Origin of the sequence: Gluconobacter japonicus (assembly GCF_002723975.1) — a bacterium.
Lineage (GTDB): Bacteria > Pseudomonadota > Alphaproteobacteria > Acetobacterales > Acetobacteraceae > Gluconobacter > Gluconobacter japonicus.
The window spans coordinates 68408-86505 of record NZ_BEWO01000008.1 but is presented as its reverse complement, the minus strand read 5'-3'; the positions used below and the strand labels follow the sequence as shown (position 1 = coordinate 86505).

The window sequence follows — 18098 nt, the reverse complement described above, 5'->3', positions numbered from 1 at the left end:
ACCAAAGTTGGCCCGTCCCATGTCCGACAAGTCCGATACGACCTTCAAAGAACAGCAGGATCGCTACCGCGACACCGTGTTCCTGCCGCGCACCAGCTTCCCCATGCGGGGCGGCCTGCCGAAGCGCGAGCCTGAAACGCTGGCTCGCTGGGCAGCCATGGACCTGGACGGCAAGATCCGTGAGGAAGGGAAGGGACGCCCGGTCTTCACGCTGCATGACGGACCGCCCTACGCCAACGGGCACATTCACATTGGCCATGCGCTCAACAAGGTGATGAAAGACGTCATCAACCGCGCGCATCGTATGTCTGGTTTCGAAGTCCGCTATCAGCCGGGCTGGGACTGTCATGGTCTGCCGATCGAATGGCGGATCGAGGAACAGTACCGCAAGGCCGGCAAGGACAAGGATCAGGTGCCCCTGCTCCAGTTCCGCGCGGAATGTCGCCAGTATGCCGCCGAATGGGTGAGCAAGCAGGCGGAAGACTTCAAGCGGATCGGCGTTCAGGCGGAATGGGCTAACCGTTACGTCACGATGGACTTCAGCTCCGAAGCCAAAATCGTGGCGGAAATCGGCAAGTTTCTGCTGAACGGCGGTCTGTATCGTGGCCTGCGCCCCGTCATGTGGAGCCCGGTTGAAAAGACCGCCCTGGCCGAAGCCGAGATCGAATACCACGACGTCGACTCCACCACGATCTTCGTCGCGTTCCCGATCCTGAAAGACCCGACCCCCGGCGATGCGCTCGAAGGCGTCTCCGCCGTCATCTGGACCACGACGCCCTGGACCATTCCGGCCAACCGTGCACTCGCTTACGGTCCGGACATCACCTATGTGGTTCTGCGTGCTGACGAGATCACGGAAGCCAGCGTTGTGCCGCAGGGCGCGCGTCTCCTGATCGCGGAAGACCGTGTCGAGGCGTTCTGTGCCGAAACCGGGATCAGTGCTCATCATATCCTCTACACGCTGCCCGGCAGCGCACTGGAAGGCGCCATTGCGGCCCATCCGCTGCGTGGCCGTGGCTACGAATATGATGTCCCGATGTTGCCGGGCGATTTCGTCACGACAGACGCTGGTACGGGCCTTGTCCACATGGCGCCGTCGCACGGTCAGGATGACTTTATCGTCTGCCGCCAGTTCGGCATCGAAGTGCCAGAACTGGTGCAGGATGACGGCCGCTATGCCGCTTGGGTGCCGCATCTCGAGGGTATCCATGTCTTCAAGGCCGCCGATCCGGTCTGCGATCTGCTGACGGAAGCGCGCCAGTCCGCTGAACATGATGATGCTCCTGCAACCGGCCTTATGGCCCGCAGCAAGATCCGTCATTCCTATCCGCATTCCTGGCGCTCCAAAGCTCCGATCATCTTCCGCGCCACGCCGCAGTGGTTCATTGCGATGGATGGGGAAACGAAGCTGCGTGAGAAAGCCCTCAAAGCGCTTGATCCCGTCACCTTCGTTCCGGAAGCCGCCCGTCGCCGTCTGACCTCCATGGTCGAGCAGCGTCCGGACTGGTGTATCTCCCGTCAGCGCGCCTGGGGCGTGCCGATTGCCGTTTTCGTCGAGAAGCGGAGCGGAGAAGTCCTGCGTGACGCCGAGGTCATGGACCGCATCGTCCAAGCCTTTAACGAAAAGGGCGCGGACGTCTGGTATGATACGGACCCCGCTGTTTTCCTTGGTCCGAACCGTGATCCGGCAGATTACGAGCAGGTCTTCGATATCGTGGATGTCTGGTTCGAATCCGGCTCCTCACATCAGTTCGCGCTGGGGCAGGAAGGCCTGAATTTCCCGGCAGACCTGTATCTTGAAGGCTCTGATCAGCATCGCGGCTGGTTCCAATCGTCCCTGCTGGAAAGTGTCGGGACACGCGGCGTCTCTCCTTACAAGGCTGTTGTGACGAACGGCTTCGTACTGGACGAGCAGGGCCGCAAGATGTCCAAGTCCCTTGGCAACGTCATTGCTCCGGCAGACGTGACGGACTCGCTGGGTGCTGACATTCTGCGCCTGTGGGTTCTGAACTCCGACACCAACGAAGATCTGCGGATCGGCAACGAGATCCTCAAGCAGCAGGGCGAACTCTATCGCCGTCTGCGCAACACCCTGCGCTGGTTGCTGGGCGCGCTGGATGGCTTCACGGAAGAGGAAGCTGTCTCGTATGCCGAAATGCCGCCGCTTGAGCAGTATATCCTGCACCGCCTGTCTGAACTGCGTGGCCTGATCAGTAAGGCGGTTGAAACGCACCAGTGGGTCGGCGTCTACCCGGCGCTGCACGGCTTCTGTACAACAGATCTGTCGGCCTTCTATTTCGATATCCGCAAGGACGCGATCTACTGCGATGCGCCGTCTGACCCAACGCGCCGTGCGGCCCGCACGGTTCTGGACATCCTGCACCGCGCGCTCTGCACATGGCTTGCTCCGGTGCTGGTCTTCACAGCGGAAGAAGCCTGGAACGCCCGTTTCGGTGAAGAAAGCAGCATCCATCTGGAGCAGTTCTTTGAACCGGATGCTGAGTGGAATAACCCGGAACTTGGTGCAAACTGGGACGAAATCCGCGCCTATCGTCGCCTTGTCACGACAGAGCTGGAAACAGCCCGCCGTGACGGTACGATCGGAGCTTCCCTCGAAGCCAGTGTCACTTTGCCGATCTCGCAAGAAGAAGCCGCGTCTCTCACGGGGATCGACTGGGCCGAACTGCTCATCACCTCCCATGCAGAGATCGAGCTTCTACCCGGCGAAACCGCTCATGGCGGTCCGCAGGTCGAGCGTGCGCCGGGTCACAAATGCGCCCGTTGCTGGAAGGTTCTGCCTGATGTTGGCGAAAATGCCAAGCATCCGGCCCTGTGCCGCCGCTGCGTCAGCGTGGTGAGTGCCTGATGTCCCTCTGGCAGGAAGGTATGAGCCGCATGGGGCGGCTTGTTCTTGGGCTCGCCCTGCTGGTTCTGGTCCTTGTTCTGGATCAGGCCAGCAAGGACTGGATTCTTTACGGTTATAATTTGCCAGAAAAAGGGTCCGTCCAGATTCTGCCATTCCTGAACTTCACCATGGTCTGGAACCATGCCGTGACGTTCGGAATGTTCGGCGGTCTGGGCAGCAAAGGCCCCCTGGTCTTCTGCACGGTTTCGCTGCTGGCTGTCGGCCTGCTGGTCTGGACCATGACGAAGACCCGCCGCACGCTGGTAGCCGGAGCCTGTGGCGCCATTGCGGGCGGTGCTATCGGCAACGTCATTGACCGCCTGCGTTATGGCGCGGTCGTGGACTTTCTGCACGCGCATGCGTTTGGCTGGTCCTGGTATGTGTTCAACGTGGCGGATGCCGGCATCGTCTGCGGCGTGGCCGTCTGGCTGATCGACTCCCTTCTTGCTGAACGTAACAGTCAGCCGCGCTGAACAAGCGGAGCTTGCCCCCACGCGGCGCGGACTGTAGGACTATCCCATCATGATCGCGTCCCAGGGTCCCTCAATGCGCCGTAACCGTCTTCCAGTTGCCCGTCTCAGCGTACAGATGGGTGCAATCGCTTCATTTGGCCTGATGCTGTCCGGTTGCTCAGGGAGTGATCTGGAGCGCGCCTTCGGCATGGAACGCTACATGCCGGACGAATACACCGTCACGACGCGTGCACCGCTCTCCATGCCACCCTCAGAAAAGATGCAGCTTCCGGGCGCTGATGATGCACATCGTCCCGATGAGAGCCCGCGTATGCAGGCGCTGGAAACCCTCTCGCCTGATACGGCTCTCCACCCGATCACAGGTGAGAACAGCAGCGGTCAGTCCGCGCTGGTTGGTCAAGCGGACAAGGCCTCCAATGCGCCGAACAATGCGGAACTCGGAGCAGCTGACGCTGGTTTCGTTGATAACCTGATGTTCTGGAAGGGCGGTCAGGCTGGTTCTGTTGTGGATGGAGACGCCGAAAATCGTCGCATTCGTGAGAACTCGGCTCTGGGTCGTAACCCTGCTACAGGCGCCACACCGACGGTCAAGAAAAAGGCCACGCATTTTCTGGGCGTGCTGTAAGACAGCACGTTCCTCCAGGATCGTGAGACACAGTCCTGTCTGAAAAATCGTCAATTCTTCGCCCCATTATCCGTCGCCTCTCAGGTCATGTCGTTGACCTGATTGCGGCCGGCGAAGTCATCGAACGTCCTGCGGCAGCGCTCAAGGAGCTTGTCGAAAACGCGATTGATGCTGGAGCCACGCGCCTTGTCGTCGCGTTACGCGCAGGAGGCACAGACCGCATCGACGTGACCGATAATGGTTGCGGCATGACGCCTGAAGAGCTGGAAATGGCTGTTCAGCGTCACTGTACCTCGAAATTGCAGGACGAACGGCTTGTCCAGATCCGTACGCTTGGGTTCCGCGGAGAAGCACTTCCATCCATTGGCGCCAGTGCCCGGCTGTCCATAACCTCCCGCACGTCCGAGTCCGATACGGCATGGTGTCTCCGTGTCGATGGCGGCATCATCACGCCACCGCAGCCGTCTTCCGGCCCTGTCGGGACGCGGATCGTGGTGACAGACCTCTTTTTTGCCACACCAGCCCGTCGCAAGTTCCTCAAAAGCCCAAGGGTCGAGAACAGTCACGCCGAATCCGTCATGCGGCGTTTGGCTCTGAGCGCACCGCAGTGCGCCATGCGGGTTACTCTGGACGACAAGCTTCTGTTCGATCTGCCAGAACAAAGCCCGGTCGCCCGGGCCGCTGCGGTTCTCGATACAACGCCTGACACACTGATTCCGCTGGACGAAGAACGGGGCCATATCCGCCTGTCCGGCTTTGCCTGCGGCCCGGCAAAAACCCGTGCGACCGGATCGGGCCAGTTCATTCTCGTGAATCATCGCCCGGTGACAGACCCTATGCTCCGGACGGCGATCCGTGTCGCCTATCGTCCTGTCATTGAGCGTGGCCGCTTTCCCGTGATGGCGCTCCACCTCAAGGTGCCGCTGGAACGGCTGGACGTGAACGTCCATCCCGCCAAAACGGAACTGCGCTTTGCAGACGAAGCGGAAGTGAAGGCGTTGGTGATTGGCGGACTGGGCCGCGCCCTGGGACATGGTTCCAGCGGTGGCGGCGGTATTCATGCCAGCTTTGGCATCCGTCCTTCGCGCCCATCCATTTCCTATCCGCCCCGTTTGGACGTGCCGGTCAATCCGCCTGTTCGCGCTGATGCTCCGGCCACACTTCCTTTTGCTGCTCCTTCACTTTCTCGCCCTTCTACTTCATCGATACCGCAGACTGAGCGTTCAGGGTTTGCAGAGCAGGACGCCGGATTTACCCCTGCCGCGCGTCCGCCTCAGCCTGTTCCGGAACATCTGGACCCAGCCTTTCCGCTGGGGGCCTCCGTCGCACAGGTTTTCGATACCTACATCATTGCCGTCGCTCCGGATGGTGATCTTGTTCTTGTGGATCAGCACGCCGCGCATGAACGTCTGACGCATGAACGTCTGCGGGAACAATACGCCAGTGGAGCGCTTCGTTCGCAGGCGCTTCTTCTGCCGGAAGTCATTGACCTTCCCCGCCGTGAGGCAGAGGCGCTGCTGGCACGTTCTGAAGACCTGTCCCGACTGGGAATGGATCTGGAGTCTTTCGGACCGGGGAGCGTATTGCTGCGCTCCGTTCCCGCCCTTTTAGGGACGAAGGATGTTCAGGGCCTTCTGCGGGATGTCGGGGATGAACTGGCCAATGATCCAGACCTTGAGGCTGGCAATACGGACAGCTTCTCCAACCGGTTGGATGCTATTCTGGCCCGCATGGCGTGTCATGGCAGTATTCGGGCCGGACGACGCCTGAAGCCTGAAGAAATGGATGCGCTCCTGCGGGAAATGGAACGCACGCCCCGCGCCAATACCTGTTCTCATGGTCGCCCAACCTGGTTGAAGCTGACGCGGAGCGAAATCGAGCGGCTGTTCGGGCGTATCAAATAGCGGCCATAATCCTCTCTTAATCGTGACATGCGTCTTTGACCTGAGGCATGGACGATACGCGTTGCAGAGGCTTGTTTTGTGGCTTTGCCTTTCGACAGATGTTTACCTCTGAACTCAACACGCCCTGACAGCCCTGTGGTTAATTCTACGGGGCTGTCTGTGGCATAAGGAACATTCCAGACATGTCGACCACGTCCAGCGATAACGCGGCTTTCCTCGACACTCTTCGCTCGGTCGTGGGCCGACGCCACGTTCTCACGAAGCCCAACGCGACATACCGTTTTCGCAAAGGTTACCGTTTCGGTCTTGGAGACGTTCTGGCCGTTCTTCAGCCCGGAAATCTTGTCGAACTCTGGAAAACCTCCAAGCTCTGTGCGGAGAGCGGTAAAATCATCATCATGCAGGCCGCCAATACGGGTCTGACGGGTGGTTCCACGCCGGACGGGAATGATTATGACCGCGAGATCGTCATCATCAGCACAAACCGGCTGGATGGTATCCATCTGATCGGTGAGGGTAGGCAGGTTGTTTGTCTGCCAGGCTCCTCCTTGCACGATCTTGAAGAAAAACTCGCCAAAATCGGTCGTGAACCGCATTCCGTGATCGGGTCTTCCTGCATCGGTGCCTCCGTTCTGGGGGGCGTCAGCAACAATTCCGGTGGCGCCCTTGTCCAGCGTGGGCCGGCTTTCACGGAAATGGCCCTGTTCGGTCAGATGGGAACAGATGGAAAGCTGCATCTCGTCAATCATCTGGGCATCCGGCTGGACGGTGATTCAGAACAGATCCTATCCGCCGTGCAGAATGGGCAGTTTCCTGAAAATGCCATCGACTGGAACGCGGGCCGCGGTCATGACGCGGGCTATGCCCAGCACGTCCGGGACGTGGATGCCGAAACCCCCGCGCGCTTCAATGCGGACCCGAACCGCTGGCATGAAGCCGCAGGTTGTGCAGGCAAGCTGGTGGTCTTTGCTGTTCGCCTCGATACGTTCAAGGCCAACCGAAACCCGGCCGTGTTCTACATCGGTACCAACAGCACGCATGACCTTGAAGACCTGCGCCGTCATATCCTGACCAGCTTCGATGAATTGCCGATTGCGGGCGAATACATTCATCGCGATGCGTTCAACATCGCCGAGGTGTATGGCAAGGATACAACCGCCATCATTCGCTATATGGGGACGCGATTCCTGCCGACGTTCTTCGGCATGAAATCCCGGTTCGACATTGCCGTGCAGCGTATTCCCGGTATTTCTGGCCACCTGAGCGATCTGCTGCTTCAGGCATTCAGCAAGATCCTTCCCAAGCAGCTTCCGGCCCGGATGTGTGAGTTCCGGGACCGCTTCGAACATCATCTGATGCTCAAGGTCTCTGCCGAACTGGCCGCACCCGTAAAAGCCTATCTGGAAAACTGGCGCTCACAAACGGGAGGGGATTTCTTCGCCTGTACGCCAGAAGAAGGAAAGCTGGCCTTCCTGCATCGTTTTGCAGCAGCCGGAGCCGCCATCCGCTATCGGGCCATCCATTCAAAGACGGCAGAAGACATTGTGGCGCTTGATGTGGCACTGCGTCGGAATGATCGGGACTGGTTCGAGACGCTGCCTCAGGACATCGAAGACAAGATTATTGTCAAACTTTATTACGGTCACTTCTTCTGCCACGTGATGCACCAGGATTACGTGGTGAAGAAAGGCTACAACGCCATGGCCGTGGAACATTCCATGTTGCCAGGGCTGGACGCGCGCGGGGCACGATATCCAGCCGAGCATAATGTCGGTCACCTCTATGACGCACCGGAAGAGATGATCGAGCATTATCGCAGTCTCGATCCCTGTAACTGCTTCAATCCTGGCATTGGCAAGGCGACCAAAAAGCGGAACTGGGTCGCCGAGAGCGTTTGAATCGGACTATGATCTGGTGTGTTGAACACACCAGATTTCTTTTAGAAGCCGACTTCAATCCCGACATGGACGGTTCGGCCCTGACCCCATGAAACGCGCATGGGCGTACCTGCCGTAGAGACAAAATAGGCTTTGTTGGCAAGGTTGGTGGCATTGACCTGAAGAGACGTGTCGTGACCCAGCAGGCGCCCCGTATGCCACGATGCAAAAGCATCAACCGTTGTATAGGCTGGCAGCCAGAACGTGTTGTTCAGATCTCCCGCCCGTCGACCGACATACCGAGCCCCCGCGCCAATTCGCATGGTTGTCTTGAGCCAGGGAAGAGACGTTTCATAAGTCAGGTATCCACCCCCCGTATGCTTGGCAACATTGGCGACAAGCTTTCCTTTATCCGTCGGTGTATCGCGTAGGATGCGGGCATAAGTGAAAGCATAGTTGGCAAGAATGTTCAGATGATGGGTCAGCTTTCCTGTCATGCTGGCTTCAATGCCCTTGGAGCCTACCAGCCCCGCCAGACGTTGAATCGTGTTGCCGGAGTCATCCAGTCCGGCAGACTGTTGAACGTTCTTTTTGTGAATGTTGTAGAGTGCGACATCAGCCGTCAGGAAACGGTTCTGGTAACGGGCACCAACTTCAAACTGCCGCCCCATGGTTGGTTTGTATCCACCATCCAGCACACTTCCGGCATCAAGCTGGTTGGGGGTGAAGGACTGGGAATAATCTCCGTAAAATGAGACGTTTTCCCCAAGCTGGTACACCAGTGCCACGAAGGGCAGGGGTTTCGTGTAGGAAGAATCGGTCGTCTGCACATAGGGGCGACGGCCCCCATAAGTAATATGGAACCACTGATAGCGTAGCCCCGGCGCCAGAATCAGCCCATGACCCAGATGGATGTTGTCCTTGATGTAACCAGAGGCGTTGTTGATATGCTGGCGCCAGTCACTGTTGTTAACATTGACCGGGCCAACCGGCTTCAGCATCCCGTACACGGGGTTTGAAGGATAGAAACCGCCCTGTCGGCTGCCATCAATGAAAGCCCCCTGATTTTGCTGGCGGTTTTCATAGTCCGTTCCCACAACAAGATCATGCTTCATGCCCCACAGGACATGATCGGAAATGTAGTCGAGAGACACATAGCCGTTGGCACGTATCGTGCCTGTATTGCTGCGATAACGCCGCGTCAGCACACCGGTCACGGCATTGTAGGCAGAAGGATCAGCCTGTTTGTCGTGATAGTTGTCGTGGTTCCAGCCACCGGAAAGACGAATGCGGTCATGTTCGGTCAGGCGGTACTGGAAACCTGTTGCCAGCAGATGCCGATCTCCGAATGAGCGTGCCCAGCTTTCATCCAGTCGTTTGCTAGGGCCGCTGATGGCGTGACCGTTCGAGAAGACGGCACCTCGGTCCAGAGTGTTGTCATATTCGGCCCATTCATAGGAGAGATCGGCTGTAAAACGGCCTCGTTCGAAATGCAGGGACGGGGCCACCAGCTTCTGTCGGTTCGAACCGAAGTTGCGCCAGTAGTTTTCGTTTTTGAAAGATCCAATCAGACGGAAACTGAGCCCGCGTGTAAGGGGGCCTCCAACATCAGCATGTCCATACCCACCTCCTAATGAAGACCACGTTGTGCCAAGACTGCCACCCCAGGTCTTGCGTGGCTGTTTGGTAATGACATTGATAACGCCCCCCGGCTCCTGCATGCCGTAAAACAGGGAGGCAGGTCCCTTCAGCACCTCAACCCGTTCGGTTGTCGCAAGATCGAAGTTGCGGCCTGTTGGCATCCGTACGCCGTTCCGCAGGATGGAACCATCATCCGTGGCTCCAAAACCGCGCTTCATCAGATCATCCTGCGTCCCGCCGAAATTATTGCCGATGGAGATGCCGGGCACATATTTTGCGACGTCTTCCATGGTCTGGGGCGTCATGTCCTCAATGACCTGATGCGTGACGACGTTGGTCGTCTGTGTTTGCTGCAGGAATGTCGTCGGAAGTTTGTCCGCGATGCTGCTGGTAGTTGCGGCATAGGAGTGAGGGTCCGCATGAACATGAATATGCTCACTCCTGTGAGAGGCTTTTGCGGAAGACGGCTTCCGGTTCTGGCTATCTGTAGTGGAATTTTGCGGCTCGGCAGCAGCCTGAACGGTGCCGCCCGCCAGGAGAGAAAGACCTGCACACGCAAGGGCCGTCGTCTTGAACGTTGTCATCTGTCTTTCCGTAAATGAGAATTATTCTCACTTACGTCACGTTACAGATTCATTACCATGAGAAAGTTATGACAAACGATATCGGGCATTTTCCAAATAAGCCGGATGGATAAAGCGCAATCTCGCGAAGAGAGCACCTTACTGCTCTCCGACGGTTAGTGAGCAGCGACCTTCTTGGCCGTCAACACGTTCCCGAGCGACGCAACCACAATACACAGAACGCCCATCCAGCGTGCAGCAGACAGACCTTCCCCTAGGAAAATCCAGCCTGAAATAGCTCCAAGCATTGGCTCCATACTCAGCAGGATGCCCAGATCCCTAGGCTTCAGACGACGCATCGCCATCATATCCAGAATATAGGGAACAGCCGAAGACAGAACCGCTACGCTCAGGGCAGCGCCTCCCTGCCAGGGATGGGTAATGACGGTCGGGATTGTCGGAATGAGGCAGGGGAGCAACAGGATACCTGCTGTGGTCATGCCCAGCGTTGTGGCCTGCCCGGCATCCAGGATTTTGCCCATCCGTGTCCCCGTCAGGATGTAGACAATCCATCCACATCCGCTGAGTAGTGCCGCACAGATCCCGAACAGATCCAGATGGTGCAGAGTCCCCGGCACAACCGCTGTTTCAGGGCGAAGGAGCAGATACAGGCCGGCAATGACAAAGAGGGCCCAGCAAAGATCCAACCAGCGGCGCGACCCGGTCAGGGCAAGGGTCAGCGGGCCAGTGAACTCCAACGCTACCACGATGCCCAACGGAAGCCGAACCAAGGCGATGTAGAAGCAGAAATTCATGACCGCAACGGACGCACCATAAGGCAGCAGGAGCTTCCAGGCCGCAGGCGTCAGGGTCATGCGGGTAGGGCGCCAGATTGTCAGAAGGATCAGCGCCGCCATACAGACACGCAGTCCCACCATCCCGGTCGGGCCGAATAACGGGAAAAGCCCCTTGGCCAGGGTGGCCCCGATCTGGAAGGAAGAAATCCCCCCGATCAAAAGCCCTACAGCCTTGAGTTGACCGTATTTTTCAACGGATTGCACACCGCTCTTCACATTCAGACGTCGAGATCTTCAACAGAACGGGCATGTTCCTGGATGAAGCGGAAACGAAGTTCCGGTTTGCGTCCCATCAGACTTTCCACGCGTTCGCTGGTGAGTGCCCGATCCTCGGGGGGGGCTATAACGCGCAAAAGAGTCCGGCGGGACGGATCCATCGTGGTTTCCTTGAGATCCTTCACAGGCATCTCACCCAACCCTTTGAATCGGGACACTTCCACCTTGGCGTTGGCCTTGAAATCCGCCTTGATCCGACGATCCCGGTCCAGATCATCCATGGCATAGATCGTCTTTGCGCCATGCGTCAGGCGATAGAGCGGCGGTTGCGCCAGATGCAGATGACCATGACGGATCAGCTCCGGCATCTCCCGGTAGAAAAACGTCATGAGCAGGGAAGCGATATGTGCGCCATCTACGTCAGCATCCGTCATGATGATGACACGACCATAGCGCAGGCGGCTGATGTCGAATGACGATCCCAGCCCACACCCCAGCGCTTCCGTCAGATCGCGCAATTCCTGATTCGCCCGTAGCTTGTCAGCCGTGGCAGACGCCACGTTGAGAATTTTGCCACGAAGCGGAAGAACGGCCTGTGTCTCACGATCGCGCGCCTGCCGTGCGGAACCACCGGCGGATTCGCCCTCAACGAGGAACAGTTCCGTCTCGGAGGCATTTTCCCGCGTACAGTCGGTCAGCTTACCAGGAAGGCGAAGCTTGCGAGTCGCACTCTTTCGAGCCGTTTCCTTGACCTCGCGGCGGCGCAGACGTTCTTCCGCGCGCTCGATCATAAAGGCTAGAAGATTGTCAGCCTGCTGTGGATTTCCACCCAGCCAGTGATCGATTCGATCCCTCAGCGCGCCCTCGACAAGGCGTGAGGCTTCCTGATTGGTCAGCTTGTCCTTGGTCTGTCCCTGAAACTGCGGATCGCGGATGAACACGGATAGTTTGGCCGCAACGGATCCCAGAACGTCCTCAGCCGTGATGGCTGCTGCCCGCTTGACCTTGCGCTGATCGCCCCATGCCCGAAAGCCTTTGACGAGTGCCGCACGGAAACCCGCTTCGTGTGTGCCGCCCTGCGGCGTTGGGATGGTGTTGCAGTAAGAGACCAGAGACGCGTTGCCGCTCTCAAGGAAAGCGACTGCCCATTCTACCTTGCCGCCTGTCCGGCCATCAGCAGCAAGGGGGAGCTCAGCTTCACCCGCCCAAAGGGGAGTCAGAAGCGCTGGGTCCGGCCCCAGTTCCGCTGTCAGCGCATCTTCCAGCCCATTTGGGAACTGGATCAGAGCCTCAGTAGGAGTTTCGTCACCGGTCTTGATAAGGTCTGGTTCACACTTCCACTGAATGGCCACACCACGGAACAGCGCCGCCTTGGAGCAGCAGAGCCGATAGAGGCGCGCGGCGGAAAAATGGATAGTCCCGAAAATTTCCGGGTCCGGCGTGAAGCGGACCGTAGTGCCGCGGCGGTTCGGGGCATTGCCGACCTCAGCCAGCGGACCAAGGGGAATACCTCGTGAGAATTCCTGTCGATACAGCAGGCGATCCCGTGCGACTTCAACTTCCAGCTTTTCGGAAAGCGCATTGACAACCGAACTGCCAACACCGTGCAAACCGCCAGATGTGTCGTAGGCTTTGCCAGAGAACTTGCCGCCTGCATGAAGCGTCGTGAAAATCACTTCAAGGGCGGATTTCTTGGGAAATTTGGGGTGAGGGTCGGTTGGGATGCCTCGACCATTATCCCGCACCATAAGAGTGCGTGGTCCTTCCAGCCGCATCTCAATGCTGCTGGCATGACCCGCCACGGCTTCATCCATGGCATTATCAAGAATTTCGGAAGCCAGATGATGATAGGCGTTATCATCCGTCCCGCCGATATACATTCCAGGGCGACGGCGTACGGGCTCCAGCCCTTCCAGGACTTCAATGTCCTGTGCGCCATACTCTGTGCCAGCAGCGTCCTTACGGCTTCTGGACGCCCTGGTGTTTCCTGCTTTGCCTGACTCGAACAGATCGCTCATGTCTGCGTTGTCGCCGCCCCGGTCCGGAACGTCAAGCGAACGCTTCCGGATGAGACAGAACGACGATGTTTTCGCAGATCAGGCGCGATGCGTACGGCGCGTGGTGGTGCTCTTCGTCACACCATGGCGCGAACGGCGATCAACCGTGGCAGGGGCTGCACAGCTCTCATAGGAAGCAGGCTGTGCCACGTCCTTCGCTTCAGCGTAGTGAGCAAGGTCAGCACCAGTCTCAAGCGCATCGATTTCATCGAACATGGCTTCACGCTGCTCACAGAAGACCGTACCGGACTTCAGGCCGCCAAGGGACTGAACGTCGGCCAACTGCGTAATGTAATCATCATGCTCAGCCTGAGCGCGGCGCCCATAAGTCGTGCGGAAATAGCCATCCAGCCGGGTTTCCGCATCCATCAGGGCCGGACGGAACTTGGCGACGAACGCATTGTAGCGGTCCTGGGCCTTGCAGGAGAGGGCCGTGACCATCAGCTCGGACTTCAGGCCGGCGACGTCGAAAGCTTCATGAGCAGGGGAATTGCCACATTCCGCAGCAAAGGCTGAGGACGGATGAGCAGCAAGAAGTGTGGTGCAGGCCAGACCAGCACCCGCCAGACGAACAAAAGAACGACGGAAGAACGAAGACATCGACAGACTCCACAAGGCCGGGACATTTGGCCGGAAACAGACAGACAGCATAATCCGGGCTTGCGGCCCGCGGAAGATGAAACTCAATGTGAGAAACATTCAGCAAACCATTTACCTGCAACATAATTTCGTGGCGGAAAATGGGCGCAGCCGCACTCAACGGTAATTTATTGCTCTATGGGCATAAAAAGCCGTCAAAGTGCTTTTCCTGATGGTTGACAGTCTTTCACCATGCTTCGTCCTGTTCTACATCCGAACGTCTGTCTTGCCGCGGGAAGCGCGGCATCATCTGTCACGAGCGTTGGAGTTGACCGTGCGTCTGCGAGGTTCCGTCGTTACCCTGGGATCGGCTTTTGCCCTTTCCATGCTTCTTTCCGGTTGCGCCCAGCAGCCGATTGTCCAGCGTTCTGTGGCTCCGAATCCTTTCGGATACCAGAAGGTCTCCGCAGTCTGTCACGTCTCGCCAGTGACCACCGCAGCAGACGGCACGATGAGCGTGAACATGACAGTCCGTAGCGATGACGGCCTGTGCGCAATTTCCGTCCAGAAGCCTGGCACTGGCAGCTATGCCTCCTTTGGCGTGAGCCCCGCACCGGACCACGGCAAGGCTTTCCTCTACAATTATGACGGCCGTACCTACGTCAACTACACCCCAGCCACTGCTTACGCCGGTGCGGATACGTTTACGGCAGAACTGATCCCGGGTGGCGGTAAGAAGCGCGAGCATCTTGTGGTGCATGCGACAGTCGATGCAACGGGTGTGGTTGTTGCCAAGCCTGCTGTTGCTGCTCCGACGCCGAAAGCCGCAGCCTCTACCAAGAAGACTGCGGTTCGGCACACGACAGCCCGCCGCAAGAAGTAAGACGCCTGACGTTATGGAAAAGCGAGGGTTCTACCCTCGCTTTTTTTGTATCCTGTTTTTGAAGACACCATAAAAAAAGCCCTGCCTTTGTAGAAAAAGGCAGGGCTTTTGTCGTCTGGTCAGGCCAGAAGTTTACTTGAAGTCGATTTCCACACGGCGGTTCTGCGGCTCACGGGCGTTCGGGCCAGTCGCGACCAGAGGATGCGCTTCACCGTATCCCTGCGTCACGATCAGGCCAGCCGCGACACCGTCACGGATCAATTCTGCCTTCACATTTTCAGCACGACGCTTCGAGAGAGCCAGATTATAAGCCTGTCCACGTGGGCCCGGCTGTGCAGCAGAGCTGTCCGTATAACCGTTGACCTCAATATGCGTGATCTGCGTTGCGGTGGAGTTCTTTGCAGCCTCTGCAACAACAGATTTTGCGCGGTCACTCAGAGCCGCCGAATCCCAGTCAAAGAACACGAGATAGGTTCGTGTTGGAGCGGGCGCAGGAGCGGCGATCGGGGCAGGCGCCGGAGGGGCTGGCGGCGGAGCAGGATTGAACTCGTAACGCAGGCCCAGCATCAGGGAGTGGTTGAAGTCAGTCCGGGTATTCCGGTTGCCTTCAGAATAACCATAAGCCTGCTTGTGATCCCAACCACCATAAACGCCCGTAGCTGTCGCGTGGTGTCCGTTCGGTCCGAGCAGGGAATAGAAACGGTACTCCGTCGTGGCGGATAGGCCAACAACCCAAGGAACCGGGAAAGATAGACCGAAAATGCCCTGATAGGCGAAGTTGCCCGCCGTGCCGCCAGTATGCTGATCGAATGCACCGTTCGGTGCCCGGACATAGGTGTTCATGGCCTGCCAGCCGTAACCGATACCCGCACCGAAATACGGATAAACCCAGGACTGGCCGATATCCATGTCGAACAGCGCGTTGGCCATCACGCCGTACTGCTGCTGACGGCCTCCGACGGAAGAGGGGAACAGGCTGCTACGGAATTGCTGGAGGCGATTGTTGCGGTAATTGCCTTCAACTTCGACACGGAAGCCGTTCCCCAGACCCCAGCCAACACTTCCGATTCCCGTGACGCCTGCCTGATAATGGTCGCGACCGCTCGGGAAAACAGGAGAAAGACGAACTGTCTGATCCTGATTGAAGCTCGCGCCACCTGCACCTGAAATATACAGGCCCTTAACGGGCTGGGCCTGCGCAGCCCCCATGACCAGCATCGATACGCCAGCAGTGAGCCCGGCCCGGGCAAGCCAGGTTCTGACAACGGATCGCTGCATCATGTCATTTCTCTCCAACCAACCCAATTGAAAGTCTTCTTGCTGAAAGTGCCGGGAATGGCAACGCGCACCAGTTCTTAATGGCTGACGCAGAAGTTTCACAGTGGGCAGGTTCGTTGCTCACTGTGTCTTCCGTCCCACAGTTCAGTGCATGACGTCCAGATCCGCACGGCGCGACCCCAGTGTCCGTTCCAGCGGAGTCTCTACAGTCCGAACTTCAAGCTCGATCAACCAGAGGTCTGGATCATACCGGCGCTGACGCTCCAGATATTCCTCCAGACCGGATTTTTGAACATCGGCGCGAACCCAGTCAGAGCCGTTTTCCCGCAGGACAGCAATATTGTCCTCCCGGTCTCGCAGAACAATCAGAACAGCTCCGGCGTCTTCATCGCCTTTTTTCAGAACCATGGCGGACGTTCCATCCGAGGAAATACGACGGATAACGGCGCGGACCCAAAGCCCTGTTTTCAAACGTGCACCCATGAAAATATCTCGTCCATTCCTGAAAAATTTAATGCAGAGGTGCGGTGTTCTCGTCAGGAACAGCCTCTAGGGCTGCTTTGTATGCCGTTGCAGAAGACAGCAGGAACCGCGCCGTGTCCATGTCTGCATCCGTCCCGATCGCCGCCGGACAATGACGTCTTATGTCAAGAATTCGGGAAACCGGGACCGGATAGCGGGCTGCTCTTGCCATTTGCACGGCAGCAGCCTGAGGAGCCGTCCCTCCCTTAAGGGCAGCAAGCTGTCCATGCAGATCGTCACCTCCTCGCGAAGTACATACCTGAGGCATGATACCCAGCCCCTGAATGGGCCATCCAAGTGGAGCCTGATTCCGGCTCCAGGTAACAAACAGCTCCCCACCATTCGGCATCTGCCCAATGACCTGAACCAGCCCCTTGCCCAGAGTTTCGCTTCCCACCACAACAGCCCGACGGTGATCCGAAAGTGCCGCGGCGAGAATTTCAGCCGCACTGGCCGTGCGCCCATCGACCAGAATGACAATCGGTGCACCGCTGGTCATGTCGCCACCCTGAACCGCCCAGATATGGTTGGCCTGAGGATCTCGTCCATGCGTGGTGACTGCAACGCCATGATCAAGGAACAGGGCTGCTGCCGTCACGGCTTGCTGAAGCACCCCACCCCGATCTCCACGCAGATCAATGATGATTCCTGCAGGCCGTTTCAGGGGTGTTTTTGCTCTGGCAGAAGACTGTCCGTCAGGCGTCTCGTCTTCAACCACCTGATCGAGATACTGGCTGATCTCCTCGGCGGTCTGGATCGAAAAAGACGTGATCCGGAGAAGGGTATAGGGGCCATCCGTCGAAGCAAAAACCGTCTCAGGCGGAACCTGTGCCCGACGCAGTTTCAACGTCGCAGGATGTTGCCCATGAGAAGCGAGCGCCAGAGAAATGGACGTACGGTCTTCGCCTTCAAGCCAGCTCTGAACAACTTCGGGAGACTGCCCTCGGGTAGATCGTCCGTTCACGGCGATCAACCGCTGACCCGTGTCCACGCCTGCTTCCCAGGCTGGTCCATTCGCATTGACAGCCGTCACGATGATCGCATGGCCCTTTGCCCCAAGCGTCAGGCCAACAGTGCCACTCTGGCCGGTCCGTTTGGTGCGGTCAGCAATGGCTGGGGTGGGCCCCAGATACCGCGAATATGGGTCCATATGGTTGAATAGTTCATCAAAAAATCCCTGAAGGAGCGCATCAGCCCCTGCATCGCGGATCGTTGATGAGTGTTCCCAGGCTGACTGCATGGCCGCAGTCACAAGGTCTGACCAGCCTGACCGGCTTTCATCCGCAGGAAAGATTCGTTTGAAAAGCAGGGTTTGACCCTGCGTAATCGTCAGTGTTTCGGGAATATGCTGCTTGTCATGATCTTCTGCCGGATTGTCCGTTACGGCAATCGTCGGGTCGATGGCTGTCAGGCCATCCAAGCCCCAAATGCAGAATTCGCGCGGCGAATGAGCCTCAAGGGTTCTGGGACCAAGAAAGCCCAAAGCCGCAAAAAGAACGTCCCGGGTCATTCCTGTAGAGAACGCCTGATTTGTGGACGGTGCCCCCGCAGATGTCGATGCTGTACCCTGCGCCCAGCCATGCTGAAAAGACGTTCCTGCTGCCAGAACTGTCAGGCCAAGGACAAGAGTCCGGCGCCGCGTCGTTGAACAGAACTGCGACAGAAACAGGGAAAAGTGGCGTGCGGCGTGGCGCAAGAACGGGGTCCTCGAAGGCGGG

At 58.0% G+C, this 18098-nt stretch carries 13 protein-coding genes; 6 read left to right on the top strand and 7 right to left on the bottom strand.

Features of this window, described 5'->3' with window-relative positions; genetic code table 11:
- The first annotated feature begins 19 nt into the window (after positions 1–19).
- From ileS to dld, 5 genes are all read left to right on the top strand, one after another.
- Positions 20–2866, top strand: coding sequence for an isoleucine--tRNA ligase (ileS, locus tag GJA01_RS07420; protein WP_062504065.1), 2847 nt, complete (start codon positions 20–22; stop codon positions 2864–2866).
- Positions 2866–3378, top strand: coding sequence for a signal peptidase II (lspA, locus tag GJA01_RS07415; RefSeq protein ID WP_082778436.1), 513 nt, complete (start codon positions 2866–2868; stop codon positions 3376–3378). Before ileS ends, lspA begins: the two co-directional genes overlap by 1 nt.
- A gap of 49 nt (positions 3379–3427) precedes the next feature.
- A complete protein-coding gene (locus GJA01_RS07410; protein WP_062504067.1) occupies positions 3428–4003 on the top strand; it encodes a DUF3035 domain-containing protein in 576 nt (191 codons plus the stop codon).
- A 35-nt stretch (positions 4004–4038) separates the two neighbouring features.
- The gene (gene mutL, locus GJA01_RS07405) at positions 4039–5907 is read left to right on the top strand and encodes a DNA mismatch repair endonuclease MutL (RefSeq protein ID WP_062504069.1); all 1869 of its coding nucleotides are present in this window, start codon (positions 4039–4041) and stop codon (positions 5905–5907) included.
- Positions 5908–6089: 182 nt separating this feature from the next.
- On the top strand, positions 6090–7805 hold the full coding sequence (gene dld / locus GJA01_RS07400) for a D-lactate dehydrogenase (protein WP_062504071.1): 1716 nt from the start codon (positions 6090–6092) through the stop codon (positions 7803–7805).
- A gap of 41 nt (positions 7806–7846) precedes the next feature.
- On the opposite strand, the gene GJA01_RS07395 is transcribed toward dld, so the two are convergent.
- From GJA01_RS07395 to GJA01_RS07380, 4 genes are all read right to left on the bottom strand, one after another.
- Positions 7847–10009 carry a TonB-dependent receptor gene (locus tag GJA01_RS07395; protein ID WP_062504073.1) on the bottom strand — a complete coding sequence of 721 codons (2163 nt, stop codon included), beginning with the start codon at positions 10007–10009 and terminating at the stop codon, positions 7847–7849.
- 155 nt (positions 10010–10164) lie between these two features.
- The gene (locus tag GJA01_RS07390) at positions 10165–11061 is read right to left on the bottom strand and encodes an EamA family transporter (RefSeq protein WP_062504075.1); all 897 of its coding nucleotides are present in this window, start codon (positions 11059–11061) and stop codon (positions 10165–10167) included.
- 2 nt (positions 11062–11063) lie between these two features.
- Complete coding sequence (gene parE / locus GJA01_RS07385) at positions 11064–13079, bottom strand: DNA topoisomerase IV subunit B (RefSeq protein WP_062017691.1); 2016 nt, start codon at positions 13077–13079, stop codon at positions 11064–11066.
- Between the two features lie 78 nt (positions 13080–13157).
- Entirely contained in the window at positions 13158–13718 is a 561-nt protein-coding gene (locus GJA01_RS07380; protein ID WP_026017579.1) for a hypothetical protein, read from the bottom strand.
- A gap of 199 nt (positions 13719–13917) precedes the next feature.
- On the opposite strand from GJA01_RS07380, the gene GJA01_RS07375 reads away from it, so the two are divergent.
- Positions 13918–14580 (top strand): hypothetical protein, encoded by a 663-nt coding sequence (locus GJA01_RS07375; RefSeq protein ID WP_010503657.1) that lies wholly within the window; start codon positions 13918–13920, stop codon positions 14578–14580.
- A gap of 132 nt (positions 14581–14712) precedes the next feature.
- Here GJA01_RS07375 and GJA01_RS07370 read toward each other — a convergent pair whose 3' ends face one another.
- The 3 genes from GJA01_RS07370 to GJA01_RS07360 form a co-directional block, all read right to left on the bottom strand.
- Positions 14713–15861: an OmpA family protein gene (locus tag GJA01_RS07370; protein ID WP_010503656.1), complete on the bottom strand. Its 1149-nt coding sequence runs from the start codon at positions 15859–15861 to the stop codon at positions 14713–14715.
- A 141-nt stretch (positions 15862–16002) separates the two neighbouring features.
- Complete coding sequence (locus tag GJA01_RS07365) at positions 16003–16341, bottom strand: DUF1491 family protein (protein WP_034880894.1); 339 nt, start codon at positions 16339–16341, stop codon at positions 16003–16005.
- 28 nt (positions 16342–16369) lie between these two features.
- Positions 16370–18076 (bottom strand): S41 family peptidase, encoded by a 1707-nt coding sequence (locus GJA01_RS07360; protein ID WP_062504077.1) that lies wholly within the window; start codon positions 18074–18076, stop codon positions 16370–16372.
- Positions 18077–18098: the final 22 nt, after the last annotated feature.

Excerpts from the sequence above, each read along its gene's own strand:
- lspA (WP_082778436.1), top strand. The coding sequence starts at position 2,866 with ATGTCCCTCTGGCAGGAAGGTATGAGCCGCATGGGGCGGCTTGTTCTT.
- GJA01_RS07380 (WP_026017579.1), bottom strand. The coding sequence starts at position 13,718 with ATGTCTTCGTTCTTCCGTCGTTCTTTTGTTCGTCTGGCGGGTGCTGGT.
- GJA01_RS07410 (WP_062504067.1), top strand. The coding sequence starts at position 3,428 with ATGATCGCGTCCCAGGGTCCCTCAATGCGCCGTAACCGTCTTCCAGTT.
- ileS (WP_062504065.1), top strand. The coding sequence starts at position 20 with ATGTCCGACAAGTCCGATACGACCTTCAAAGAACAGCAGGATCGCTAC.
- GJA01_RS07395 (WP_062504073.1), bottom strand. The coding sequence starts at position 10,009 with ATGACAACGTTCAAGACGACGGCCCTTGCGTGTGCAGGTCTTTCTCTC.
- GJA01_RS07365 (WP_034880894.1), bottom strand. The coding sequence starts at position 16,341 with ATGGGTGCACGTTTGAAAACAGGGCTTTGGGTCCGCGCCGTTATCCGT.
- parE (WP_062017691.1), bottom strand. The coding sequence starts at position 13,079 with ATGAGCGATCTGTTCGAGTCAGGCAAAGCAGGAAACACCAGGGCGTCC.
- GJA01_RS07370 (WP_010503656.1), bottom strand. The coding sequence starts at position 15,861 with ATGATGCAGCGATCCGTTGTCAGAACCTGGCTTGCCCGGGCCGGGCTC.
- dld (WP_062504071.1), top strand. The coding sequence starts at position 6,090 with ATGTCGACCACGTCCAGCGATAACGCGGCTTTCCTCGACACTCTTCGC.